This window comes from Williamsia sp. CHRR-6 (assembly GCF_018474015.1).
Classification (GTDB): domain Bacteria; phylum Actinomycetota; class Actinomycetes; order Mycobacteriales; family Mycobacteriaceae; genus Williamsia_A.
The window spans coordinates 934,411-957,026 of sequence record NZ_JAHCSG010000001.1 but is presented as its reverse complement, the minus strand read 5'-3'; the positions used below and the strand labels follow the sequence as shown (position 1 = coordinate 957,026).

Below are 22,616 nucleotides of genomic sequence, written 5' to 3'. Positions count from 1 at the left end.
CGCAGGCGCATGAGTCGCACGAAGAGGACAAACCCCGGCCGAGTTCTGTTCGTCGGGTCGGGTCCGGGTGACCCGGCGCTGCTGACGGTACGCGCCCGTGACGCGCTACAGAACGCCGGGATGGTGTTCGTCGACTCCGATGTCGCCGCCGGCGTGATCGAGTTGGTGGGCGCCAACCTGCCCGAACTCCCGGCGGCCGAGCCCGTCACCGCCCCGGCACCCACGCACCCCGAGCCGGCGACCACCACCGACCCCGCCGCGTCCGACGAGACCGCCGCGTCGACGGCTCCCGGGTCCGCTGCCGATCCTGTTGTCGCGCAGTTGAATTCTTCACCCGAGGGGTCGACTCCCAGTGGACGTGTGCGTCCGGCGCTGGGCGATCCGACCGAGGTGGCCAAGGCGCTGATCGCCATGGCCAAGGCCGGTGATGATGTGGTGCGGCTGGTCTCCGGTGACCCGCTGACCACCGACTCGGTGCTCGCTGAGGTCAACGCCGTGGCCCGCACGTCGGTCGGATTCGAGATCATCCCCGGTCTGCCTGCCACCACCGCGGTGCCCAGTTACGCCGGGATGGCACTGGGGTCATCGCACACCGAGGCCGACGTGCGCGGCGAGGTGGACTGGGCGGCACTGGCCGCCTCACCGGCGCCGCTGGTGCTGCACGCCACCGCCAGCCACCTGACCGAGGTGGCCAGCTCGCTGACCGAGTACGGGGTGGCCGCCCAGACCCCGGTCGCGGTCACCGTCCACGGCACCACCTGCCAGCAGCGCACCGTCGAGGCCACGCTGGCCACCCTCAACGACCTCGCGGCCGGGCTGCCCGGGCCGCTGATCCTCACCATCGGCAAGGCGGTCACCCAGCGCGGCAAGCTGTCGTGGTGGGAATCGCGGGCGCTGTACGGGTGGACCGTGTTGGTGCCGCGTACCAAAGACCAGGCCGGAGACATGAGTTCGCGGCTGGAGATCCACGGTGCCATCCCGATGGAGGTGCCCACCATCGCCGTGGAACCGCCGCGTAGTCCGGCGCAGATGGAACGTGCGGTCAAGGGCCTCGTGGACGGCCGCTACCAGTGGGTGGTGTTCACCTCCACCAACGCAGTGCGCGCGGTGTGGGAGAAGTTCGCCGAATTCGGTTTGGACGCACGCGCTTTCAGTGGTGTCAAAATCGCCTGTGTGGGCGAGGCCACCGCCGCCAAGGTGCGCACCTTCGGCATCAACCCCGAACTCATCCCGAGTGGCGAGCAGTCGTCGCTGGGACTGCTCGAGGACTTCCCGCCCTATGACGACGTGTTCGACCCGGTGAACCGGATCCTGTTGCCGCGCGCCGACATCGCCACCGAGACGTTGTCGGAGGGTCTGCGTGATCGGGGCTGGGAGATCGACGACGTGACCGCGTACCGCACGGTTCGTGCCGCTCCGCCGCCGGCGTCCACCCGCGAGATGATCAAGACCGGTGGGTTCGATGCGGTCTGCTTCACCTCCAGCTCCACGGTGCGCAATCTGGTGGGCATCGCCGGAAAGCCGCACGCGCGCACCATCGTGGCCTGTATCGGACCGAAGACCGCCGAGACCGCGATCGAGTTCGGGCTGCGGGTGGACGTGCAGCCCGAGACCGCCTCGGTGCCCGATCTGGTGGATGCGTTGGCCGAGCACGCCGCCCGGCTGCGTGCCGAGGGTGCGTTGCCGCCGCCGCGCAAGAAGGCGCGACGTTCGCGGTCATGACCGGCGAGAACGCATGACCCCGTTGCCGATCCGCCCGCGCCGACTACGCAGTAGTGCGTCGATGCGTCGGTTGGTGGCGCAGACGTCGCTGGAGCCTCGGCATCTGGTGTTGCCGATGTTCGTCGCCGACGGCCGAGACGAACCTCACCCGATCGCCTCGATGCCCGGTGTGGTGCAGCACTCGATGGATTCGCTGCGGGCCGCGGCCGCCGAGGCGGTGGCCGCAGGCGTGGGCGGTCTGATGCTGTTCGGGGTGCCCACGCCGGAATCGAAAGACGACATCGGTTCTGCAGCAGACGATTCCGAAGGCATCCTCAACCGGGCGCTGCGCGCGCTGCGCGCCGACCTGGGCGAGGACACGGTCCTGATGGCCGACACCTGCCTCGACGAGTTCACCGACCACGGTCACTGCGGCGTCCTCGATGCGGGTGGCCGCGTGGACAACGACGCCACGCTGGCCCGATACGTCTCGATGGCGTTGGCGCAGGCGCGGGCCGGAGCGCATCTGTTGGGGCCCAGCGGCATGATGGACGGACAGGTCGGTGCCATCCGAGAAGCGTTGGACGCCAACGGCTACAGCGAAGTGGGCATCCTCGCCTACACCGCCAAGTACGCATCGGCCTTCTACGGTCCCTTCCGCGAAGCTGTCGGCTCGACGCTGTCCGGTGATCGCCGCACATATCAGCAGGATCCGGCCAATCGGGACGAGGCCATGCGCGAGTTGGCCCACGACCTCGCCGAGGGGGCCGACATCGTGATGGTCAAACCCGCCATGAGCTACCTCGACATCGTTCGCGACGTGGCGCAGGTCGCCGACGTGCCGGTGGCGGCGTACCAGATCTCGGGGGAGTACTCGATGATCACCGCGGCCGCCGACCGCGGATGGATCGACCGTGACGCGGCGATCGTCGAGTCGGTCACCGCCATCCGGCGGGCGGGGGCATCGATCGTGCTGACCTACTGGGCGACCGAGCTGGCCGACCGGTTGCTGTGAGGTGTCACCGGTGAGGGCGGACCGCGAGGGCGTACGGGGCCACCGACCGCCCCGCATTACCCTGTAGCCATGTCCACCCCTCAACCGTGGTCGACCCCGTCGGGCCCGCCCGAACCGGAGCGGACCAAGCCGACGCTGGCGACCGCGATGGCCATCGCCACCGAACTGTGGCTGGTGGTGATATTGGGGCAGGCTGTGGCCTACCTGGGTCAGTATTCCACTCTGGCCGACTCGGTACGTCGCTCGGCGCGCGAGGCCACCACCCAGGCCGAACGTGACCTGGGCAGCAACACCGCGTTCATCATCGCCATCTACATCGCCGGCGCCCTGGTGTTGACTGTGATCTCGCTGTTCCTGGTGTGGTTGGCCCGCAACGGGTACCAGTGGGCGCGCCTCACCCTCACCTTCATCAGCGCGTTTCTGGTCATCCAGACCGTCTTCGCCCTGTTCGACTCGGTCGGTCCCCGGTGGGTCACCGTTCCGTCGGTGCTCAGTGGGGTGGCGGCACTGGGGGCGGCATATCTGTTGGCGCAGAAGGAGTGTGAGACCTACTGCACCGAGATGGCCGCCTATCGCCAGGCTCGTCGACCGTTCGCGGGGTCGGGGTCGGGTCCAGGTGGCCCGTACCCACCCGCGCCCTACCCGGGATCGCCGTACCCGCCCCAGCAGTATCCGGCCCCGCCGTACCCGCGCCAGTCCTACCCGGCTCCGCCGTACCCACCCCAGTCCTACCCACCCCAGTCCTACCCACCCCAGTCCTATCCGCTGGCCCCGAGCGCCGAGCAAGCGGCACCGGCCGCCGACCTGCCGTCGTCGTCGCTGATGGAACCGGATTCGCCGATGCCCGAGTCGCCGCCCGCGCCCTGGAACGGTGGCACCAACCAGACGGGTGACCCGGAGTCCGACGCGGGCCCGACGGGGTCGGTGGAGGCGACGGGGTCCAGCGATTCGGCCGAGCCGGGGCCGACCGAAGCCCGACCCAGCCTGGCCAAGGCCGAGTCGGGCACCGTCGATCCAGGCACCTCCGACGGCCGCGCCCGCGGGGAGAACGTGCGCGAACGCGCGGTGCGCGACGTGGCGGTCGGCGAGGTCGACGAGGAGACGACCGGATGAGCGAGCCGGTCTCCAACCCTGACGAGTCGAACCCTGATCCGGTGATCGCGCCGAGTCTGGCTACGTGGTCGCTGCGGTTGTGGTTTGCCTCGGGTGCCCTGTTCGCCGTCACCGGGGCGATCATCGCGGTGGCCGCGGCGTTCGCCGGTGCCGCGTTCGGTATCGGGGTGGGGACGCTGTCGGTGCTCATCGGAGTAGGCATCGGGGTGCTGGCGCGTCGGGTGGCTCAGCGCGAGGATCCGCGGTGGCGTTCGGCGCTGGCCATGCTCACCCTGATCGCCACCGTGCTGGGCATGTTGCTCTCGGTGCTCGCGATCAACCCCATCATGTTGATCTGCGGTCTGATCGGTTTGGTCGCCTCGATGATGGCGTATCGACCCGAACCCGACGCATGGTTCAGTCGTCGAACCGTGGGCGATGGCTGATCGCGGGGCCGACGAGCGCGGCGAGGTGTTGTTCCACGAGAGCGGTGGCAGTTGGTGGGCGCTGACGGTGGGACCGCTGCTGGTGGGTGCGGTGGTGGCCGTGGAGGCGAGTGGCCCCGGACAGATCCACTGGCCGGTGCTGTCGATCTTCTTCGTCATCCTCACCGGCTTCGCTGCGGTGCAGGTGTACGCCGCGCGCACCCACGTGTCGGTCACGCTCACCGAGACCACCCTCACCCAGGGCACCGTCACCATCGCGTTGAGCGACATCGCGACCATCTATCCCGAGAACCACGGTCATCGGGCCAAAGACTGGGAGAGCGCCCCCGCTCTGGGTGAATTGAGTGCAGTGCCGCGGCGGCGTACGGGTATCGGGCTCGAGCTGACGTCGGGAAAGCTGGCTCAGGCGTGGGCGCGCGATGCCCAACGCTTGCGCTCGGAGCTGGTCCAGGCCCACCTCGCCGTTGAGATGGGCCTGGGCCCCAAGGGTTGTGCGAAGGGAGCCGACGATGACGACTGACCGCCGCATCGGTTGTGTATACGTGCTGGCCGCAGTGCTCGCAGTGGTGGCCGCGGTCGTGCTCTTCGCCGCCGCGCCCAGCAGCGCCACCTACCCACCGCTCACCTCAGGTGGCCGGCAGGTGGCCGGTCCGTATGAGTTGACCACCTACCGTGGCGACCTCATCGCCCTCGGTACGGTCTTGGTCATCGCGTCATCGGTGTTCGTCGCCGCCGCCGTGTCCCGCTTCCGGCGTCGCCGACTCTGATCGGCGACGCCGGCGGTCTCACTTCATCTCGACGGTGAGCAGTTTCTCCGGGATGCCGAACGCGTCGACCAGCGTGCGGGCGTGGGGTCGGAGCTCCCGGCAGGCGGTGTTGACGCTGCGTCGAATCGCCTTGGCGCGCTCCACCGAGACGTGCTTGTGCATCAGGTACCACGACAGATGGTTCTCCAGCGTGGAGTAGACGAACAGGTCGCACACCTTGTTCAGAAGGTCGGCGGCGGCCTTGCTGTCGCAATCCTTGATGTGGGTCACGAAGCTCTCCAACACCACCCGTTCGATGCTGGCCCAGGCTGCAGCCAGCAGGTGGTCCTGCGCGGAGTTGAACACCTCGAAGCCGTCGGCGTCGGGCTCCTTGGCCCGCTGCATCCGCTGCGCGACAGTGCGCAGCAGGTGCTCCTCGCGGTTGCGGAACATCTGCAGATGCGTTGCGCGGCTGGCCAAGTCGGACTTGCCGTCGTCCTCGCCCGCGTCCAACAGGGTCTGGGTGAGCTGGCGGCTACCGGTGGCCTCGAGGAACATGTCGCGAGCGGTGTTGGCGATGAAGCCGGCCCATCCCACCATGTCCATGCCCTGGACCTCTTCGGCGTAGGCGGAGAGCAGCTCCTTGCCGACCAGCTGGGTCATCACGGTGTTGTCGCCCTCGAAGGTGGTGAAGACGTCGATGTCGCCGCGCATGATCGAGAGCTGGTTCTCGTCGAGATAGCCTGCGCCACCGCATGCTTCGCGTGCAACGTTGATGGTGTGCGAGGCGTGCCAGGTGGTGATGGCCTTGATGCCTGCGGCGCTGGCCTCCAACCGCCGCTGCCGCTTGGCGAACTCGGCGTCGTGCAGAGCGAGGTCAGGGTCGGCGGACTGCACCTCGTGCAACTCCTCCACCACGTCGTTCATCGCGAACTCCAGAGCGTAGGACTTGGCGATGAGCGGCAACAGCTTTCGCTGATGCACCAGGTAGTCCAGCAGCACCGTCTCCTCGGGCTTGCCCGGGGCCTCGAACTGGCGCCGGGTGGTGCCGTAGCGGGTGGCGATGGCCAATGCCTTGCGGGCTGCGGCACCCGACGTCGCGGCGACACTGATACGGCCACGGATCAGGGTGCCCAACATGGTGAAGAAGCGCCGGTTGGTGTTCTCGATCGGTGAGCTGTAGGTGCCGTCGGCGGCCACGTCGCCGTAGCGGTTGAGCAGGTTCTCCCGGGGAACACGCACGTTGTCGAACCGCAGTCGACCGTTGTCGACGCCGGCGAGCCCGCCCTTGTAGCCGGAGTCACCGATGGTGACGCCGGGCATGGGCTTGCCCTTGTTGTCGCGGATCTGCACCACGAAGCAGTGCACCCCGTGGCTCTGTGGCTCCTCGCCGGGCCCGGCGGTGATCAGCTGGGCGAACACCGACGCGAACCTCGCGTGCTGGGCGGCTCCGCCGATGTACTCCTTGGTGGCGCCGGCCGTGGTGGAGTGGATGACGAACTCCCCGGTGGCGCGGTCATAGGTGGCCTCGGTCTCCAGCGCCTGCACGTTGGAGCCATGGCCCATCTCGCTCATCGCGAAGCAACCGAGGATGTCGAGGTTGATGATCCCCTTGACGAACTTGTCGTGATGAATCTTCGTGCCGAGGTTTTCCACCGCGCCACCGAAGAGCCCCCACTGCACACCAGCTTTCACCATCAGCGACAGATCGGCGTAGCCGAGCATCTCGATGGCGGTGATCGCGGCGCCCACGTCACCGGTACCGCCATGATCGCGACGGAAGCCGTCGGATGGGAAGTCAAGGCGCGCAAGTTCTTCGACGTGTTCGAAGGTGCGGTCGCGGGCCTGCTGCATGGTCAACGAGGGGTCGGGCAGCAGGTCCTCGCGGTCGATGTTGGCGCGCACGTAGTCGCGGGTCTCGCCCCAGCGGCCGTCGAGGGTGACTCGCAGGTTGTCGACCAAGAGGCGGCTCGCCGGTTCGACGCCGGACGAGGCCTGGTCTGTGTCTGAACGGTTGCTCGCGTCTGTGATGGTCATGATTCCAGCGTACGGACGCACCACCCCGCGGAGGAGACACCTCGGTCACAATTCGACACGGCGCCGTTACCGATGTCGTTGGTCAGACAACGAAAGCATCACGCGCCGTTGCCATGTCGAAGTCGCGGTCGTCTGGAACGGTTGGTGCGGTGCAGCTTTGGTGATTCTCGCCGCGTCCCCAAGACCTGGCACTCTCCTGTCGAGAGTGCTAATATCGGTAGTGCACAGAGAACAGAGCCCGACAACGAGGGCGGGCCCGAGAGACGACCGGAGGTGGTGGCTGTGCTGCGTTTTGATCCCTTCAACGAACTGGATTCCCTGACCCGTGGACTGTTGTCCGGCCAGACCGGGTCGGCCCGTACACCGCGATTCATGCCGATGGATCTGTACAAGGTGGACGACCATTTTCTGCTGACCGCCGACCTGCCTGGCGTCGATCCCGGGTCGATCGACATCGACGTCGACCACGGCACCCTGACCATTTCGGCTCAGCGCACCTCGCGGTCGGACGACTCGGTCTCGTGGTTGACCAGTGAGCGGTTCTACGGCACCTACCGGCGCCAGCTCACCCTGGGCGACAACGTCGATTCCGATCGCATCAGCGCCGACTACGACAACGGGGTACTCACCGTGACCATCCCGCTGGCTGAACGGGCAAAGCCCCGCAAGATCACGGTGGCACACAGTGATGCACCGAAAACCATCGAGGCCCCGGCGCACTGACGTAGATCACGCCGCGACGAAACACGCTGCCCGCATCGAGGTTCGATGCGGGCAGCGTTCGTTGTGTTGTGTCTCGGGCGGGTTGCTGACAGGTGATGCAGTGGATGTCGCCACCTCGGGCGAACAGTCTGCAGGCATCGACGCCCACCACGCGGCGCCGGGGTAGGCCCTCGGCGAGGATGGCCCGTCGGTTGGGCGCTAATCCCCGTCGGTTGGGCGCTAAACCCAGTCGGTTGGGCGCTAAACCCCGTCGACTGGGCGCTAAACCCCGTCGGTTGGGCGCCAAACCCCGTCGACTGGGCGCTAATCCCCGTCGGTTGGGCGCTAATCCCCGTCGGTTGGGCGCCAAACCCCGGGTTCGACGGAGTCGAAACATCTAGCGCGTGCGTCGTGGGACAGCTCGCCGGGTGGCGCGGAACGACGCGGTGATCGTCGGCGACCACTGGAAGCGTCGGAAACCGAGTCCGCGCGTCCGTACTCTCATAAGCGGGAGTGCATTGGTCGTCGGCGGATGGGTGATGTCCGCAGAGGCCACCGCGCGAGAGGTTCTCGACGACACGAACAGGAGTGGCAATGAAGGCGACACTTATCTACGGAGCCGGTGACGTACGGGTCGAGGAGGTCCCTGATCCAGTCATCGTCGACCCGACCGATGCGGTGGTGCGGGTCGTTCGGTCGTGTATCTGCGGCAGCGACCTGTGGCCCTATGGATCCAAGCCTGCGTCGGAGAAGGGCCAGCGCATCGGGCACGAGTTCCTCGGGGTGATCGAGGACGTGGGTGCCGACGTGAACGGTCTGTCGCGCGGCGATCTGGTGGTCGCCCCGTTCGTGTGGGCCGACAACACCTGCGACTTCTGCACCGAAGGCCTGCACACGTCGTGTCGCCACGGCGGCGGCTGGGGTTTCGGCGGGGTGGACGGCGGTCAGGGCGAAGCTGTACGGGTGCCCCAGGCCCAGGGGACCTTGGTCAAGCTGCCCGTCGCGCCGGACTCGGCGTTGCTGCCCTCGCTGCTCACGCTGTCGGATGTCTTCCCCACTGGACACCACTGCGCCGTGACCGCAGGGGTGAGCCAGGGAAGCTCCGTGACGGTGATCGGCGATGGCGCAGTGGGTCTTTCGGCTGTGTTGGCCGCCAAACGGCTCGGTGCCGAGCAGATCATCCTGATGGGTCGCCACACGGTGCGTACCGACATCGGACGCGAATTCGGTGCCACCGACGTGGTGGCTGAACGCGGCGAGGAAGGCATCGCGAAGGTGCGTGAGCTGACCGGCGGCGACGGTACCCGTCAGGTGCTGGAATGCGTTGGCTACGAGGACGCGCTCAACACCGCGTTCGGCGTGGTCCGCGCCGGTGGCACCGTCAGCCGCGTGGGTGTGCCTCAGTACCAACAGGTCACGGCCGGGCGGCAGTTCTTCATGAACAACATCACCCTGACCGGCGGCGTCGCCCCTGCGCGCGCCTACATCGAACAACTGATGCCCGACATCCTCGAGGGAAAGATCAACCCGGGCAGGGTGTTCGATGTGACGGTCGGGATCGACGGGGTACCTGCGGGTTACCAGCAGATGGCCGACCGTGAAGCGTTGAAGGTCCTCGTCGCGCCGTGAGCGCTGCCTAGCCTCATCGCAAGCTTCGTTCGCGCTCACCGATCTTGTCGGTCGAACTCATCGTCGATGCGGCGTTGGCGGTGGTGGACCGTACCGGCGACTTACCGAGCCGGGTGTTGCTGCGGCGCTTCAGGTTCGACCGTCGTCGTTGTACAACCACGTCGGGGGGCGCGGCGAGATCATCGAGCTGCTACGCGACCGCGTGATGGCATCGGTGCTGGTTCGCACTGCGGCGCAGGCGCAGTCGTGGAGCGACACGGTGAGTGCGGCCGCCCGCTCCTCTCGGGACGCCTACTGTGCGCACCCGCGGCTGATCCCGCTGCTCACCGGGCAGACCGTAGGTAGTCGGATGGCGGTGGCGACGTATGAGACTTTGGCCCGAGCCTTCCGCGCCGCTGGGTTGACCGATGTTGCAACCCTCGACGCGATCACCATCCGCGACGCCTTCGTGCTCGGGTCGGCCCTCGATCTCGCAGCGCCGCAGGAGGTATGGTCCGCCGAAGCCACCGATGATCCCGATCTCCTCGGTGCGCTGGCGCACGCCAAAGATTCCGACCGGGCCGACCGCGCGTTCGATTCCGGGCTGGCGGTGCTGATCGCCGGCTGGCGGGCAACGGTGGACGAGGCGTCATAGGTTTGCGCCCAACCGACACCGGTTTCCGCCCAACCGACGCGGGTTTCCGCCCAACCGACGCGGGTTTGCGCCCAACCGACACCGGTTTCCGCCCAACCGACGCGGGTTTGCGCCCAACCGACGCGGGTTTGCGCCCAACCGACGAGTCAGTGGCAGGAGGTGTCGTCGGTGGCGCACGCCTTTTCGGTGGGGGCTACGTCCAGGGCCGGGTTGCGGTCGAAGAACCCGAACGGCTTGAGCCAGAACGACACCGTGTCACTCGGCATCACCGGCCAGTCCTCCGGGCGGGTGATGTGGTGGATGCCGAAGACGTACCACAGCACCACGTCGGTGTTCTCGATCGGTCGGTTGGCCTTGGTCCACGCCCCGATCCCGGTGTCGGTGGCCGACTGGTTGACGAACTCGCCTGCCGGCCAACGTTCCTCGGGATCGTTCGGGGTGACCCACAGAGTGTGCCCGATGACGGTGGCGCGCTGGAAGATCGGTGACGCTGGGTCGAACAGCGGTGGGATGGCGTCACCGGGCACCAACTTGTACGCCGGATGCAGCCCCAACCCGGTGGTCACGTTGGGGTTGGTCACCTTCCAACTGCGTTGACTGGCCCAGTTCATGTCCTGTGCGCCCTCGGATTCGGTGCGCAGCGGCGTGTTGCGTTGCACCAGCGACAGGCCGTACGGGTTGCCTGGGCCCATCGGCTCCGCCTCGGTCTCGCTCATCACCACGGTGTTGTTGGTGCCGTCGACATCGAGATCGAGCCGCGCAACCAGGAAATGTTGGTGAAACGGGGCGTAGGTGCGATGGTCGACCAGGGTGCCGTGCGGATGCGGTTCGCCGGGCCGGACCGGGGTGGTGACCATGATCCCGGTTGCGCGCACCTCGCACTGGATGTTGCCGTCCTGGTAGAACCGCCAATAGACCAGGTACTCGTAGTTGGCGACGGTCACGTGGAACGACACCGTAAGCAATCGCATACGGCGCACCTCGGCGGTCCCGTTGTGGTCCACGTGCTTCCACAGCACCGCGTTGTCCTCTTCGTGGATGCAGATCGCGTTACGGATCACGTACGGCTCGCCGGCCGAATTGTGCAGGGTGGCATCAAGATAGCGGATCTCGCCCAGGCAGTCGCAGCCCAGTTCCAGGGAGGTGGTCATGAAGCCCAGACCCCATTCGCCGATGTCGAAGGCGGTGCGGCGGTAGTGGTCCTCGCAGTGATCGCGGTAGGGGACCATCATCTCGGCGAACGACATCTTGTGCGCCACCGACCGATCCCGATCTCCGTCGCGAAAACTGACCGTGTGCAACGTCATTCCCTCGCGGTGGTTGAAACCCACACGCATCGACCAGTTCTGCCACCGCAGCAGATTGCCCTCCAGCGTGAAAGACGGACCCTCGGGTTGGGTGATCTTCAACGGCTTGAGCGGTTCCCGCGTCCAGGTGCACCGGATGCGTTCGGGGATCAACGACGGCACGTACTCGCCCATCACCGGGGCCGGCTCCACGAAACCCTCAGGGCGATCGGCACTGTCCTCGATACGCAACACCTCCATCGTGTTGACGTCGATGACACAGTGCAGGCCGCTGACCGGGTGCGCGTAGAGGTTGCCGCCGGCCTCACCCCGCATCCACGTGTCCGACCAGCCCAACCGTCGGTCGGCCCACTCCGGTGGCATCACCGCGGCGCCGTAGGTCCAGGTGTCCATGAACACCAGATCCAGGTCGGTGATGCCGCGCCGGGCCAGGGCGGCAACCACATCCGGGTGCGAACGCAGTACCTGATCGCATTCTTCGTACTCGTCGACGGTGAAGTTCGGCTGTACCCCGGGGATCTCGTCGAACGATTCCACTGTGCCCGCCGTCAGCGACACCACCGCTTTGACGGTGAGGTTGCGCGGCGAGTGCAGCAGGGTGGCCAGGGCGCGCCGGGCCGGGACGGCTCCGGCGGCATCGAACTCGCGCAAGTCGGCCTTGCTCGGTTCGATCATCTCCACCGAGCAGAACCGCCATCCCGGACCCACCCCCCGGTGCTCCCGCAGAATGGTTGTCACCGAACGGAACTCGTCGGCGTCGAGCGGATCGAGGGGATGCGACAGCGACATCGGGGGTACCTCCATCTCAGAAGCGAGCGCCCCGGTCTCGAGCAACCCGACAGACCAACTAGCTGGTGGAACTCATCACGTGCTTGATGCGGGTGTAGTCCTCCACCCCGTACCCGGACAGATCCTTGCCGTAGCCGGAGTTCTTGAACCCTCCGTGTGGCATCTCGGCGACCAAGGGGATGTGGCAGTTGATCCACACGCACCCGAAGTCCAGGGCCGCGGTCATCCGGGTGGCGGTGGCGTGATCGCGAGTCCAGACACTCGACGCCAGACCGTAGTTCACGTCGTTGGCCAACTCGACCGCCTGCGTCTCGTCGTCGAAGGCCTGCACGGTCACCACCGGTCCGAAGGTCTCCTCCTGGACCAGCGCATCGTCCTGGTGTACCCCGGTGATCACGGTGGGCTCGACGAAGAAGCCCTTGTCGCCCTTGCGCTTTCCACCTATGGCCACCGTCGCGTGCGCGGGCACTCCTGCCAGCACCGAGGTGACCTTGCCGAAGTGGTTGACGTTGTTGAGTGGGGGAGTGGTGACCCCGGCGGTGTAGGCGACCAGCTTCTCGACGAACGCGTCATGGATGGAGGAGTGCACCAAGATGCGGGTCACTGCGGTGCAGTCCTGCCCGGCGTTGAAGAACGCGGCGTCGGCGATCGGGGCCACCGCGGTGTCGAGATCGGCGTCGGCGAACACCACCGCAGGTGCCTTGCCGCCGAGTTCGAGGTGGGCTCGCTTGAGTTGCTGCGCTGCGGCCACCGCCACGGCGATCCCGGCGCGCACCGACCCGGTGATGGCGACCAGTCCCGGGGTCTTGTGGCTGACCACCGCCGCGCCGGTGGCGCCGTTGCCCAGCACCACGTTGAACACCCCGTCGGGCAGGATGCCCTTGGTCAGCTCGGCCAGCACCAGGGTGGACTCGGGGGTGGTGTCACTGGGTTTGAGGACGATGGTGTTGCCTGCGGCCAGCGCCGGGCCGATCTTCCACAGCGCCATCATCAACGGGTAGTTCCACGGCGTCACCTGCCCGACCACGCCGATCGGTTCGCGGCGGACATACGAGGTGAACCCGTCCATGTACTCCCCGGCGGCCTTGCCCTCCAACATGCGCGCCGCGCCGGCGAAGAACCGGATCTGATCGGCGCCCACCGCCACCTCTTCGTCGGCGATCTGCTGGGCGGGTTGGCCGGTGTTGCGGGCCTGGGCGGCCACCAGTCGATCGGAGTTCGCCTCCAGCGCGTCGGCCAACTTCAACAGCGCGGTCTGCCGCACCGACGGGGTGGTCTTGCCCCAGGTGGCAAACGCCGCGGTGGCCGCGGCCATGGCGGCGTCGACGTCGGCGTCGGTGGAGATCGGCGACACCGCCACCACGGTCTCGTCGATCGGGTTGATCACGTCGAGGGTCTCGGTGGAACCGGAGGCGACGAACGCGCCGTTGATCCAGTTCTGCAGGACGGTCGAGGAACTCATGGCTGCCTTCCGTGCCGGGGTGAGCTGCGATTCGAGTGGTCAGGCGGGTGTGGCACTGACGATCTGCTCAGCTTAGGCGCAATCAGACGACCGTATCCGTGTTGTCGGCGATATCGGTGCGGTGTGTGAGGTGCGGCGTGCGATCAGTCGCCGTCGGTGCCGGCCAACGGTGCCAGCCGGGCCACGATCGACCGCGCCACCTCCCGCACTGCGGCGCGTTGATGGGTGTAGACCCAACGGTATCGGCGCTGGGCCAGCGGTCCGGAGTCGCCGAGGTCGACCGCGACCAGCGCGCTGGCGTAGTTCTGGTTGAGGATCGCCATGGCCAGTTGGCCGGTGAACCCTTCGCGCGGATCGGCGGCTGTGCGCACCCCGGCGATCTGGACGTCGCCCGCGCCCACCACCCCGACGATGGTGTGTTTGGCCGCGAACGCCGGATAGAACCGTGCGAACCGCTGCGCGAACACCTCCGGATACTGCACAGCGGTGACCATGCAGCCGGGCGTGGAGTATCCGCCGCCGCTTCGGTCGGCCAGGGTGTCGGCGACCCGCATGATCGTCTCGTGGTCGGTGACGTGCGAGGGCAGTCGCTCGATGATCTCGGCGGGCGAGTCGAGGATGGGTGGATCGTCGACGCTGATCAGCCGGATCGCCAGGTCGGGATCGGCGACAGGCATCGGGTCGGGCAGCGGTCCGGGCCGACCGAACAGGTACCCCTGACCCAGCGTGGCTCCGGTGATGCGGGCCGCGGCCAGGTCGTCCTCGGTCTCGATCCCCTCGGCGACGATGCTCGCCCCGCTCTCGCTGGCGTAGTCCAGTACCGCGTTGATGGTCACCCCGGAATGCTCGTAGCCGTGGACCAGTCGCCGATCCAGCTTGACGATGTCGGGGGACACCAGGTGCAGCATGGCCAACGATCCCGGCGTCACGCCCACATCGTCGAGCGCCACCCCGAACCGGAAGCGGCGCGACCACGCGACCGCCCGCAGCACCGCAGCGGGGTCGGTCAGCAGGTCGCGTTCGGTCAGCTCGTGGACTACGTCGAGGACACCGCCCATCTCCGCGCGCACCCGCGACACCGGGAACTCCGTCGACTCGGTGGTGTCGAGCCGTCGGGGCTCGAGGTTGAGGAACAGCGTGTGTGGGCAACGCATCCCGTGGCCAATCGCAACTCGCATCGAGGTGTGGCGACAGACGGTGTCCAGGTCACCCATCTTGCCCAGCGACTCTGCGTGGTCGAACACCTCGGGCGGGGATGCCGTCGGTTCCGACGGCCAGCGCGCCAACGACTCGTACCCCACCACGGTGCGGGTCTGCAGATCGACGATCGGTTGGAAGGCGGGCACCATCTCGGCCTCGAAGGCGCGTTGCGCGAAATCGCGTGACGACTGCATCTCCACCTCGATCTCCGCCCGACGAATCGCCCGATTCGACTCGTCCGGTCACATCATTCAATAGTGTGAGCCGCCGGACGGGATCACGAACATGCAGAAGTGTCCGGTTTCACCTCATTGTCCGGTGTTGTCTGTCTCACTGCACAACGCCAACAGCCCTGGTGAGGGCCCGCAGCGACGGTCCACCGCGGCAGGTTTGGAACACTGGTGAGGTGACCGCCGCGCAGACCCACCAGAGCACCGATCGTTCCGCCGCCCTGTTCGCCCGAGCCGGCGGCGTGATCCCCGGCGGGGTGAACTCCCCGGTGCGTGCTTTCTCGGCGGTCGGGGGCACCCCGCGTTTCATGGCCTCGGCCACCGGGTGCCGTCTCACCGATGCCGACGGCAACACCTACATCGACCTGATCAGCTCGTGGGGCCCGATGATCCTGGGCCATGCCCACCCCGAGGTGGTCGCCGCGGTGCAACGTGCAGCAAGTACCGGCCTGTCCTTCGGCGCCCCCACCGAGGCCGAGATCGAGCTGGCCGAGGAGATCATCGGGCGGGTGGCGCCGGTGCAACGGATCCGCCTGGTCAACTCCGGCACCGAGGCCACCATGTCGGCGGTCCGCTTGGCGCGTGGCTTCACCGGCCGCAGCAAGATCATCAAGTTCGCCGGCTGCTATCACGGCCACGTGGATGCGCTGCTCGCCGACGCCGGGTCGGGGGTGGCCACCCTGGGACTGCCCACCTCGCCCGGTGTCACCGGGGCACAGGCTGCCGACACCCTGGTGCTGCCCTACAACGACCTTGCCGCCGTGACTGCGGCGTTCGCCGAGTACCCCGACCAGATCGCCTGCGTCATCACCGAGGCGGCGGCGGGAAACATGGGCGCGGTGGCCCCGCAGCCCGGTTTCAACCAGGGCCTCAAAGACCTCACCGCCGCCCACGGCGCCCTGCTGATCATCGACGAGGTGATGACCGGGTTCCGGGTGTCGCGCTCGGGTTGGTTCGGCGTCGACGGGGTGGCCGGCGACCTCTACACCTTCGGCAAGGTGATGAGCGGGGGCCTGCCTGCGGCTGCGTTCGGTGGACGCGCCGATGTGATGTCCTACCTGGCCCCGATCGGGCCGGTCTATCAGGCGGGCACGTTGTCGGGGAACCCGGTGGCAGTGGCGGCCGGACTGACCACGCTACGACTGGCCGACGACGCCGTCTACGCAGCTCTGGATGCGAATGCTCGCCGGCTCGGCGACCTCATCACCGAGGCCCTCACCGCTGCGGGCGTGGGGCATCGGGTGCAGTACGCGGCCAACATGGTCAGTGTGTTCTTCACCTCCGACCCCGACACCCCCATCACCGACTACACCGCGGTGAAGGCGAGTCAGACCTGGCGATTCGCGCCGTTCTTCCACGCGCTGCTCGAACGCGGCGTCTACCCGCCGCCGAGCGCGTTCGAGGCGTGGTTTGTGTCGGCGGCGCTGGACGAGGATGCTTTCGACCAGATCGCCCAGGCCATGCCGCATGCGGCGCGGGCCGCCGCAGCTGCCTCGGCGCCGGCGGGTTCGGTGTGACCGTGACCCAGATTGCGACAACCCAGATCGTGAGAACCCAGACCGTGACGTCACAGGAGCTGCCCAGATGACCCGCACGATCGTGCACATGATGCGCCACGGCGAGGTGTACAACCCCGAAGGCATCCTTTACGGGCGGTTGCCCGGGTTCGGGTTGTCGACCACCGGCTCCAAGCAGGCTGCCATGGTGTCCGACGCGCTCGCCGACCACGACATCACGGCGGTGTTCGCCTCGCCGCTGCAACGTGCGCAGGAGACTGCCACCCCCATCGCCGCGCGCCACGCGCTGTCGATCGTCACCGACGACGGCCTGCTGGAAGCCGAGAACGTCTTCGAGGGACTGCGCGTCTCGGTGGGCGACGGGGCGCTGCGGCGGCCTCGGCACTGGACCAAGCTGCACGACCCTTTCACCCCGTCGTGGGGAGAGCCTTACATCCAGATCGCCCACCGGATGTTGGCCGTGGCCACCCGTGCCCGCGACGCCGCCCGCGGCCATGAGGCGGTGTGTGTCAGCCACCAGTTGCCGGTCTACACGCTGCGCCGTTTCCTCGAGGGCAAACGGCTGTGGCACGACCCGCGTCGTCGGCAGTGCTCGCTGGCCTCGTTGACCAGCCTGCTCTACGACGGGGACGCGTTGGTCGACATCGTCTACTCCGAACCCGCCGGCGCGTCGGACCCACTCGCCACGGGGGCGTGACCCGCGCTGCCATGTCTGTCATCGCCCGCACCCGTTCCCGCCTGCGCGCCGCTGTGGTGGCCGTGACCGCGGCGTCGATCGTGATCGCCGTGGCGGGCTGCGGAACCGGCAAAGATGCGGTGGCCCAAGGGGATACGTTCGAGTTCGTCTCACCGGGCGGCAAGACCACCATCACCTACGACCCGCCCACCTCACGCAAGAAGGTCCGCGTCATCCGCGGCAGCGACGTGGTGACCGGGCAGCAGCTGTCCCTCGACGACTTCACCGGCAAGGTGGTGGTCATCAACGTGTGGGGTCAGTGGTGTGGCCCGTGTCGGGGCGAGACCGCCGGGCTGGAGGACACCTACACCGCCACCAAGGATCTTGGTGTGGAGTTCCTGGGCATCAACCTGCGCGACAACCGGCAGGACGCGCAGGACTACATCGCCAACCGCAAGATCACCTATCCCTCGATCTTCGACTATCCGGGCCGCACGCTGGTCGACCTGACCACGCCCACCTCGGTGGTGCCGACCACGGTGGTGCTCGATCGAGCGCATCGGGCCGCCGCGGTGTTCCTGCGCACTGTCACCGCCGACGAACTCAGCGCTCTGGTGCGTCGACTGGCCGCCGAATCGCCGCCGACGCCGAGGGTCCCGTGAGCGCCGACGTCGTCGCGTCGGTCGGGTCGTCGTTCGCCTCCACCGTCTCCTCCGGTCCCATCCTGTTGGCGCTGGGGGCATGTGTGCTGGCGGGGATGGTGTCGTTCGCCTCTCCGTGTGTGGTGCCGTTGGTGCCCGGATACCTCTCCTACCTCGCTGGGCTGGTGGGAGCCGAGGCGCCGCCGGTGTCACCGGGGGAGAAGGCGTCCTCTGGTCGGGCGCGGGTGGCCGGTGCGGCCGCGCTGTTCGTGCTGGGGTTCACGGTGGTGTTCGTCCTGGCCACCGCCACCGTGTTCGGTATCACCTCGGCGTTCGTACTCAATCGTGAGCTGCTGCAACGGGTGGGCGGTGTGATCACCATCGTGATGGGCCTGGTGTTCATCGGTCTCATCCCGATGATGCAGCGGGAGGCGCGTTTTCAGCCGCGACTGGTGTCCAACCTGATCGGCGCGCCGCTGCTCGGTGCCGTCTTCGCCCTGGGGTGGACCCCGTGTCTGGGTCCCACGCTGGCGGCGGTGATCGCCACCGCCAGCGGCACCGAGGGCAGCACCGCACTGCGGGGGGTGACGTTGATCATCGCCTACTGCCTGGGATTGGGATTACCGTTCATAGTGTTGGCGCTCGGGTCGGCCACCGCGTTACGTGCGGTCGGTGTGATGCGTCGACACGCCCGGGCCATCCAGGTGGTCGGCGGCATGCTGCTGATCGCCGTGGGTGTGGCCCTGGTGACCGGCGCCTGGGATCACTTCATCACCTGGGTGCGTGACGCTTTCGTCTCGAACACGGAGTTACCGGTATGACCGACACCGAGGTGCGCCCCGCGGCCACCCCACCTCCCGCAGCAGCCGCTGCGCCGGTGTGGAAGCGGCGTCTGGCCTGGCCGGTCCGCAACCTGTGGCGGTCGTTGACCTCCATGCGCACCGCCCTGGCGTTGCTGTTCCTGCTGGCGCTGGCCGCAGTGCCCGGAGCGCTGCTGCCCCAACGTGAGCTCAACTCGCAGAAGACCGCCGCCTACATCGCCGACCACGGTGTGGTGGGGCGGATACTCGATCGCCTGCAGTTCTTCGAGGTGTTCTCCAGCGTCTGGTTCACCTCGATCTACGTGTTGTTGTTCGTGTCGCTGGTGGGTTGTCTCACCCCGCGGATGATCGAGCACGCCAAGCAATTGCGGGCTCAGCCGGTGGCCGCGCCCCGCAACTTCGAGCGTCTGCCCCGCCACGAGCGGCTAGAGGTTGCGGGCAGTCCGGTTGAGGTCGGCGAGCGGATCATGGCGAACCTGCGCGGGTGGCGCAAGGCATCGGTCACTCGGGGAGACGGCGGCGCCCAGACCGTCGAGGTCTCGGCTGAGAAGGGCTACCTGCGCGAGTTCGGCAACCTGGTCTTCCACTTCGCGTTGCTGGCTCTGTTGGTGGCCATCGCGGCGGGCAAGATGTGGGGCTACGAGGGCACCCGCATCTTGGTGGCCGGCGACAATCAGGGACTGTGCAACACCTCGACCGCGGTATACGACTCGTTCCGCGGCGGCAACCTCGTCGACGGGACCGCGCTCAACCCGTTCTGCGTGGAGGTCGACAGCTTCACCGCGAAATACCTCGACACCGGACAGGCCGACTCGTACTCGGCACGGGTGCGCTATCAGGTGGGCACCGACCTCGACACCGGGCGCACCCGCGACGACCGGCTGGCGGTCAACAAGCCGCTGCGGGTGGCCGGCGACCGGGTGTACCTGCTGGGCCATGGCTACGCGCCCACCTTCACCGTCACCTTCCCCGGTGGCGAGAAGCGAACGCAGACAGTGCCTTTCACGCCCAACGAGGCAATCACCCTGCTGTCGTCGGGGGCGGCGCGCTTCGACACCCCTGCGGGGCTTTACCCCGACGAGACGCAACGCCGCAAGAACCAGATCGCGTTGGAGGGCATCTTCGCGCCCACCGCGGTCTACAGCGGACCCAACAACTCGCTGTTGTCTTCGGGGTTTCCCGATGCGCGTGACCCTGCGGTGGCCATCCGGATCTACCAGGGCGACATCGGTCTGGACACCGGTCGCCCGCAGAACGTCTACTCCCTGGATCAAAACCTGATCAACCAGGGTCGGCTACGTCAGCAGGTCACCACCGGCGGTACCCAACGCGGTACCAACCTGACCATCGGCCAGTCCACCCGGCTGCCCGACGGCACCTCGATCAGCTTCGACGGCTACAAGCCCTGGGTGTCGCTGCAGGTCTCGCACGACCCGGCGCAGGACTATGTGCTCATCTCGGCCATCGCGATGCTGGTCGGACTGTTGGTGTCGCTGCTGATCAAGCGGCGCCGGGTGTGGGCTCGACTCACGCCGTCCACCGACGCCCACGGCAACAGAATTACAGTGGTGAGCATCGCGGGGTTGGCCCGCACCGACCAGGCCGGCTGGGGTGAGGGCTTCGGTGACCTGGCGCGTCGACTGGTGGAGCCACCCGCCTCGACCGGACGCGGCGGCGCCGCGGCGACCAACACCCCCACGACCACATCCGATGGCGAAAGGTGAGCCATGCACATCGATGAGAACGTCTCCCGGTACTCCGACCTACTGTTCGGGACCACGTTGACCGTCTACGTCCTGGCGATGATCCTGTTCCTGGTCTCCCTGGCGTCGAGCCGCCGCGTGGTCAGCAAGGCCGACGCCGAGTCCGCGCAGGCGCTGGCGCTGGTGAAGGCCGGGGGCGGGGGCGGGCAACCGCCGATGCGGGTGCCGGGCAAGGTGGTCGGCGAGGTGCGCCCGGGACTCGGTGAGCGGCTGGCCCGGATGGCCTATCCGGTCGTGATCGTCGGGGTGATCGCACACATCGGGTCGATCGTGTTGCGCGGTTGGGCGACCGACCGCATCCCCTGGGGCAACATGTACGAGTTCATCAGCCTGTCGTGCGCGGCCGGAGTGCTGGCGGGCATCGTGGCACTGCGCCGTGAGGAGTATCGCCCGCTGCTGTCGTTCGTACTGGTCCCGGTCACCCTGTTGATGTTCGTGGCCGGTACGTGGCTTTACACCCAGGCCGCCCCGGTGGTGCCTGCGCTCAAGTCGTACTGGCTGGCCATCCACGTGTCGATCGTGTCCGTCGGTTCCGGGGTGTTCCTGGTCTCCGGTGTGGCCAGCGGGTTGTACCTGCTCAAGATGCGCTACCCGCAGGGCGGTGGGAACTCGTTCTGGGGTCGCATCCTCGATCGCGTGCCTGATGCCGAGACCCTGGACCGGCTGGCCTACAAGACCGTCGTCTTCGCTTTCCCGTTGTTCGGGCTGGGCGTGATCTGCGGTGCCATCTGGGCCGAGTCGGCGTGGGGTCGGTTCTGGGGCTGGGATCCCAAGGAGACGGTCTCGTTCATCGCCTGGGTCATCTACGCGGCCTACCTACACGCCCGGGCCACGGCGGGGTGGCGTCACACGGCGGCGGCGTGGATCAACATCGCGGGTTTCGTGGCGATGCTGTTCAACCTCTTCATCATCAACCTGGTCGTGTCCGGCCTGCACTCCTACGCAGGTCTGTGACGCGCTGCGGGTGATCGCCGACCGGTGATCACCCGCAGGCCGCAGCGGTCAGTCCGTCGGGGTGTCCGAACCCGCCTGACGTTTGACCAGCTTGAGCAGCTCGATGACCACGTCGATGGTGGGACCGGAGAGTTCTCCGTGGCGAAACGCGGCGAGATGAGCGCCGGTCTCGGCGGCCATTGCCACGTACTCGCGTTGCTGCTCGACGCGCTTGAGGTCTTCGTCCGGGTCGGACAAGAAGTAGGTGATGCTGATCTCGAAGGCGCGCGAGATCGCTTCCACCGTGCGGAAACTCGGCGTCTTGGCCTTGCCCGTGCGGAGCTGGGAGATGTAGGCGTCGCTGAGCGTGTAGCCCAGGCGGTTGGCCTTGAGTGCGATCTTCTTTCCGGTGTACGGGATGCCGTTCTCATCCCGCACGGTGTCGAACAATTCGTTCAGACAGTCGGCAAAGGAACGGCTGGTGTCCACCGTGCTCGTGCTTGTCATATCGCGCTCTCCCCGATCCAGCACCGACGGGCCCGAGGCGTGCCGGTGCAGTTGTTTCCCCCGGACGCGCGCGAGGGCATGTCCGCGTTGGACGTGTGGCTATCGTACCGTTTGCGGATTCAAATCTGCGTGGGGCAGACGGAATCGCCTGTCGGTGTGGTTTAAATCTGCGGAATCGTAAGTTACGATGCTCCGGGTCGAGGATCGTCGTGTCGCTGCACTTCGTCAGCTGACTCGTCTTCGACCCGCGACGACTCCGTTGGTGGCGGTGTCGACGGCGGTGTGGATTCAGAACCCGGGGTTTTCGGGCCGGCGTGCGGCCCGGAGCCTTCGGGTCGTGTGGTGGGCCGCTGCGGACGCGTGGGTTCGGAGCGACCGAGATCGAGCAGGAAGTCCGGGTCGTCGTCAGGACCGATCGGTCCACGCCGCGTGGGCGCGGTTGTGGTCTGTGGTCCGAACGCCTTCCAGACCAGGTAGATGACGGCGACGGCCCCTATGAGGGCCAACAGATAGATCACGGTGAAGCCTCCATTCCCTCCGGACACCAGCCTACGGGAGGTGTCGGGAAGGTGAGCGGCGGCCGAACGTCGCGGCGACGCCGCATGCGGTTATCGATAACAGACGACTCTGGCATGCGGCGTCGCAATCTTTGGTGCACCCGGTGAGAGCTGGCAGCTGGAGACACCTGCATGACAGGTACCCCCCCGACTAGGGCTGATCAGACGCTCAGGTGGTGCATCGGCGATCCGGTCCGCCGTGGTGGCGGCG

Annotated in this window: 21 protein-coding genes and 2 pseudogenes; 15 read left to right on the top strand and 8 right to left on the bottom strand. The window is 67.3% G+C overall.

Features of this window, described 5'->3' with window-relative positions:
• Positions 1-9 precede the first annotated feature (9 nt).
• The 6 genes from KIK15_RS04250 (at position 10) to KIK15_RS04225 (ending at position 5,021) form a co-directional block, all read left to right on the top strand.
• Positions 10-1,722, top strand: coding sequence for a bifunctional uroporphyrinogen-III C-methyltransferase/uroporphyrinogen-III synthase (locus tag KIK15_RS04250; RefSeq protein WP_214242856.1), 1,713 nt, complete (start codon positions 10-12; stop codon positions 1,720-1,722).
• Positions 1,723-1,735: 13 nt separating this feature from the next.
• Entirely contained in the window at positions 1,736-2,716 is a 981-nt protein-coding gene (gene hemB / locus KIK15_RS04245) for a porphobilinogen synthase (RefSeq protein WP_214242855.1), read from the top strand.
• A 69-nt stretch (positions 2,717-2,785) separates the two neighbouring features.
• Positions 2,786-3,829: a 7TM-DISM domain-containing protein gene (locus KIK15_RS04240; RefSeq protein ID WP_214242854.1), complete on the top strand. Its 1,044-nt coding sequence runs from the start codon at positions 2,786-2,788 to the stop codon at positions 3,827-3,829.
• Positions 3,826-4,254, top strand: coding sequence for a hypothetical protein (locus KIK15_RS04235; protein ID WP_214242853.1), 429 nt, complete (start codon positions 3,826-3,828; stop codon positions 4,252-4,254). Before KIK15_RS04240 ends, KIK15_RS04235 begins: the two co-directional genes overlap by 4 nt.
• Positions 4,247-4,774, top strand: a complete 528-nt coding sequence (locus KIK15_RS04230) for a DUF3093 domain-containing protein (protein ID WP_214242852.1) — start codon at positions 4,247-4,249, stop codon at positions 4,772-4,774. The genes KIK15_RS04235 and KIK15_RS04230 overlap by 8 nt, the downstream gene beginning before the upstream one ends.
• A complete protein-coding gene (locus KIK15_RS04225; protein ID WP_214242851.1) occupies positions 4,764-5,021 on the top strand; it encodes a hypothetical protein in 258 nt (85 codons plus the stop codon). Before KIK15_RS04230 ends, KIK15_RS04225 begins: the two co-directional genes overlap by 11 nt.
• Positions 5,022-5,039: 18 nt before the next feature.
• On the opposite strand, the gene KIK15_RS04220 is transcribed toward KIK15_RS04225, so the two are convergent.
• Positions 5,040-7,037, bottom strand: coding sequence for an acyl-CoA dehydrogenase (locus tag KIK15_RS04220; RefSeq protein WP_214242850.1), 1,998 nt, complete (start codon positions 7,035-7,037; stop codon positions 5,040-5,042).
• Positions 7,038-7,319: 282 nt separating this feature from the next.
• Here KIK15_RS04220 and KIK15_RS04215 point away from each other — a divergent pair, with 282 nt between their 5' ends.
• Positions 7,320-7,760 carry an Hsp20/alpha crystallin family protein gene (locus tag KIK15_RS04215; protein ID WP_214243251.1) on the top strand — a complete coding sequence of 147 codons (441 nt, stop codon included), beginning with the start codon at positions 7,320-7,322 and terminating at the stop codon, positions 7,758-7,760.
• A 79-nt stretch (positions 7,761-7,839) separates the two neighbouring features.
• Here KIK15_RS04215 and KIK15_RS18255 read toward each other — a convergent pair.
• Positions 7,840-7,944 (bottom strand): annotated as a pseudogene (locus KIK15_RS18255) (agmatine deiminase family protein); the annotation flags it as partial.
• A 58-nt stretch (positions 7,945-8,002) separates the two neighbouring features.
• Positions 8,003-8,203, bottom strand: a pseudogene (locus KIK15_RS18835) (DUF1720 domain-containing protein); the annotation flags it as partial.
• 130 nt (positions 8,204-8,333) lie between these two features.
• On the opposite strand from KIK15_RS18835, the gene KIK15_RS04205 reads away from it, so the two are divergent.
• Positions 8,334-9,368, top strand: coding sequence for a zinc-binding dehydrogenase (locus KIK15_RS04205; protein WP_214242848.1), 1,035 nt, complete (start codon positions 8,334-8,336; stop codon positions 9,366-9,368).
• A gap of 148 nt (positions 9,369-9,516) precedes the next feature.
• The gene (locus KIK15_RS04200; RefSeq protein WP_307851724.1) at positions 9,517-10,002 is read left to right on the top strand and encodes a TetR/AcrR family transcriptional regulator C-terminal domain-containing protein; all 486 of its coding nucleotides are present in this window, start codon (positions 9,517-9,519) and stop codon (positions 10,000-10,002) included.
• Positions 10,003-10,148: 146 nt separating this feature from the next.
• Here KIK15_RS04200 and KIK15_RS04195 read toward each other — a convergent pair whose 3' ends face one another.
• From KIK15_RS04195 to KIK15_RS04185, 3 genes are all read right to left on the bottom strand, one after another.
• A complete protein-coding gene (locus KIK15_RS04195) occupies positions 10,149-12,098 on the bottom strand; it encodes a primary-amine oxidase (protein WP_250323922.1) in 1,950 nt (649 codons plus the stop codon).
• Between the two features lie 58 nt (positions 12,099-12,156).
• A complete protein-coding gene (locus KIK15_RS04190; protein WP_214242846.1) occupies positions 12,157-13,560 on the bottom strand; it encodes an aminobutyraldehyde dehydrogenase in 1,404 nt (467 codons plus the stop codon).
• Between the two features lie 143 nt (positions 13,561-13,703).
• Positions 13,704-14,954 carry an EAL domain-containing protein gene (locus tag KIK15_RS04185; protein ID WP_214242845.1) on the bottom strand — a complete coding sequence of 417 codons (1,251 nt, stop codon included), beginning with the start codon at positions 14,952-14,954 and terminating at the stop codon, positions 13,704-13,706.
• 212 nt (positions 14,955-15,166) lie between these two features.
• Here KIK15_RS04185 and hemL point away from each other — a divergent pair, with 212 nt between their 5' ends.
• The 6 genes from hemL (at position 15,167) to ccsB (ending at position 21,362) form a co-directional block, all read left to right on the top strand.
• The gene (gene hemL / locus KIK15_RS04180) at positions 15,167-16,507 is read left to right on the top strand and encodes a glutamate-1-semialdehyde 2,1-aminomutase (protein WP_214242844.1); all 1,341 of its coding nucleotides are present in this window, start codon (positions 15,167-15,169) and stop codon (positions 16,505-16,507) included.
• A 67-nt stretch (positions 16,508-16,574) separates the two neighbouring features.
• Complete coding sequence (locus tag KIK15_RS04175; protein WP_214242843.1) at positions 16,575-17,204, top strand: histidine phosphatase family protein; 630 nt, start codon at positions 16,575-16,577, stop codon at positions 17,202-17,204.
• Between the two features lie 11 nt (positions 17,205-17,215).
• Entirely contained in the window at positions 17,216-17,845 is a 630-nt protein-coding gene (locus KIK15_RS04170) for a TlpA disulfide reductase family protein (protein WP_214242842.1), read from the top strand.
• Positions 17,842-18,645, top strand: a complete 804-nt coding sequence (locus tag KIK15_RS04165; protein WP_214242841.1) for a cytochrome c biogenesis CcdA family protein — start codon at positions 17,842-17,844, stop codon at positions 18,643-18,645. The genes KIK15_RS04170 and KIK15_RS04165 overlap by 4 nt, the downstream gene beginning before the upstream one ends.
• Positions 18,642-20,369, top strand: coding sequence for a cytochrome c biogenesis protein ResB (locus tag KIK15_RS04160; RefSeq protein ID WP_214242840.1), 1,728 nt, complete (start codon positions 18,642-18,644; stop codon positions 20,367-20,369). Before KIK15_RS04165 ends, KIK15_RS04160 begins: the two co-directional genes overlap by 4 nt.
• Positions 20,370-20,372: 3 nt before the next feature.
• Complete coding sequence (gene ccsB / locus KIK15_RS04155) at positions 20,373-21,362, top strand: c-type cytochrome biogenesis protein CcsB (protein ID WP_214242839.1); 990 nt, start codon at positions 20,373-20,375, stop codon at positions 21,360-21,362.
• Between the two features lie 48 nt (positions 21,363-21,410).
• On the opposite strand, the gene KIK15_RS04150 is transcribed toward ccsB, so the two are convergent.
• Both KIK15_RS04150 and KIK15_RS04145 read right to left on the bottom strand, forming a co-directional pair.
• Entirely contained in the window at positions 21,411-21,848 is a 438-nt protein-coding gene (locus tag KIK15_RS04150; protein ID WP_214242838.1) for a helix-turn-helix domain-containing protein, read from the bottom strand.
• 182 nt (positions 21,849-22,030) lie between these two features.
• Entirely contained in the window at positions 22,031-22,393 is a 363-nt protein-coding gene (locus KIK15_RS04145) for a hypothetical protein (RefSeq protein WP_214243292.1), read from the bottom strand.
• Positions 22,394-22,616: the final 223 nt, after the last annotated feature.

Bases quoted from the DNA above. Each gene is read 5' to 3' on its own strand.
- KIK15_RS04220 (WP_214242850.1), bottom strand. From the start codon at position 7,037: ATGACCATCACAGACGCGAGCAACCGTTCAGACACAGACCAGGCCTCG.
- KIK15_RS04235 (WP_214242853.1), top strand. From the start codon at position 3,826: ATGAGCGAGCCGGTCTCCAACCCTGACGAGTCGAACCCTGATCCGGTG.
- KIK15_RS04225 (WP_214242851.1), top strand. From the start codon at position 4,764: ATGACGACTGACCGCCGCATCGGTTGTGTATACGTGCTGGCCGCAGTG.
- KIK15_RS04250 (WP_214242856.1), top strand. From the start codon at position 10: ATGAGTCGCACGAAGAGGACAAACCCCGGCCGAGTTCTGTTCGTCGGG.
- KIK15_RS04230 (WP_214242852.1), top strand. From the start codon at position 4,247: ATGGCTGATCGCGGGGCCGACGAGCGCGGCGAGGTGTTGTTCCACGAG.
- ccsB (WP_214242839.1), top strand. From the start codon at position 20,373: ATGCACATCGATGAGAACGTCTCCCGGTACTCCGACCTACTGTTCGGG.
- KIK15_RS04175 (WP_214242843.1), top strand. From the start codon at position 16,575: ATGACCCGCACGATCGTGCACATGATGCGCCACGGCGAGGTGTACAAC.
- hemB (WP_214242855.1), top strand. From the start codon at position 1,736: ATGACCCCGTTGCCGATCCGCCCGCGCCGACTACGCAGTAGTGCGTCG.
- KIK15_RS04205 (WP_214242848.1), top strand. From the start codon at position 8,334: ATGAAGGCGACACTTATCTACGGAGCCGGTGACGTACGGGTCGAGGAG.
- KIK15_RS04185 (WP_214242845.1), bottom strand. From the start codon at position 14,954: ATGCAGTCGTCACGCGATTTCGCGCAACGCGCCTTCGAGGCCGAGATG.
- KIK15_RS04160 (WP_214242840.1), top strand. From the start codon at position 18,642: ATGACCGACACCGAGGTGCGCCCCGCGGCCACCCCACCTCCCGCAGCA.
- KIK15_RS04170 (WP_214242842.1), top strand. From the start codon at position 17,216: ATGTCTGTCATCGCCCGCACCCGTTCCCGCCTGCGCGCCGCTGTGGTG.
- KIK15_RS04190 (WP_214242846.1), bottom strand. From the start codon at position 13,560: ATGAGTTCCTCGACCGTCCTGCAGAACTGGATCAACGGCGCGTTCGTC.
- KIK15_RS04195 (WP_250323922.1), bottom strand. From the start codon at position 12,098: ATGTCGCTGTCGCATCCCCTCGATCCGCTCGACGCCGACGAGTTCCGT.
- KIK15_RS04240 (WP_214242854.1), top strand. From the start codon at position 2,786: ATGTCCACCCCTCAACCGTGGTCGACCCCGTCGGGCCCGCCCGAACCG.
- KIK15_RS04150 (WP_214242838.1), bottom strand. From the start codon at position 21,848: ATGACAAGCACGAGCACGGTGGACACCAGCCGTTCCTTTGCCGACTGT.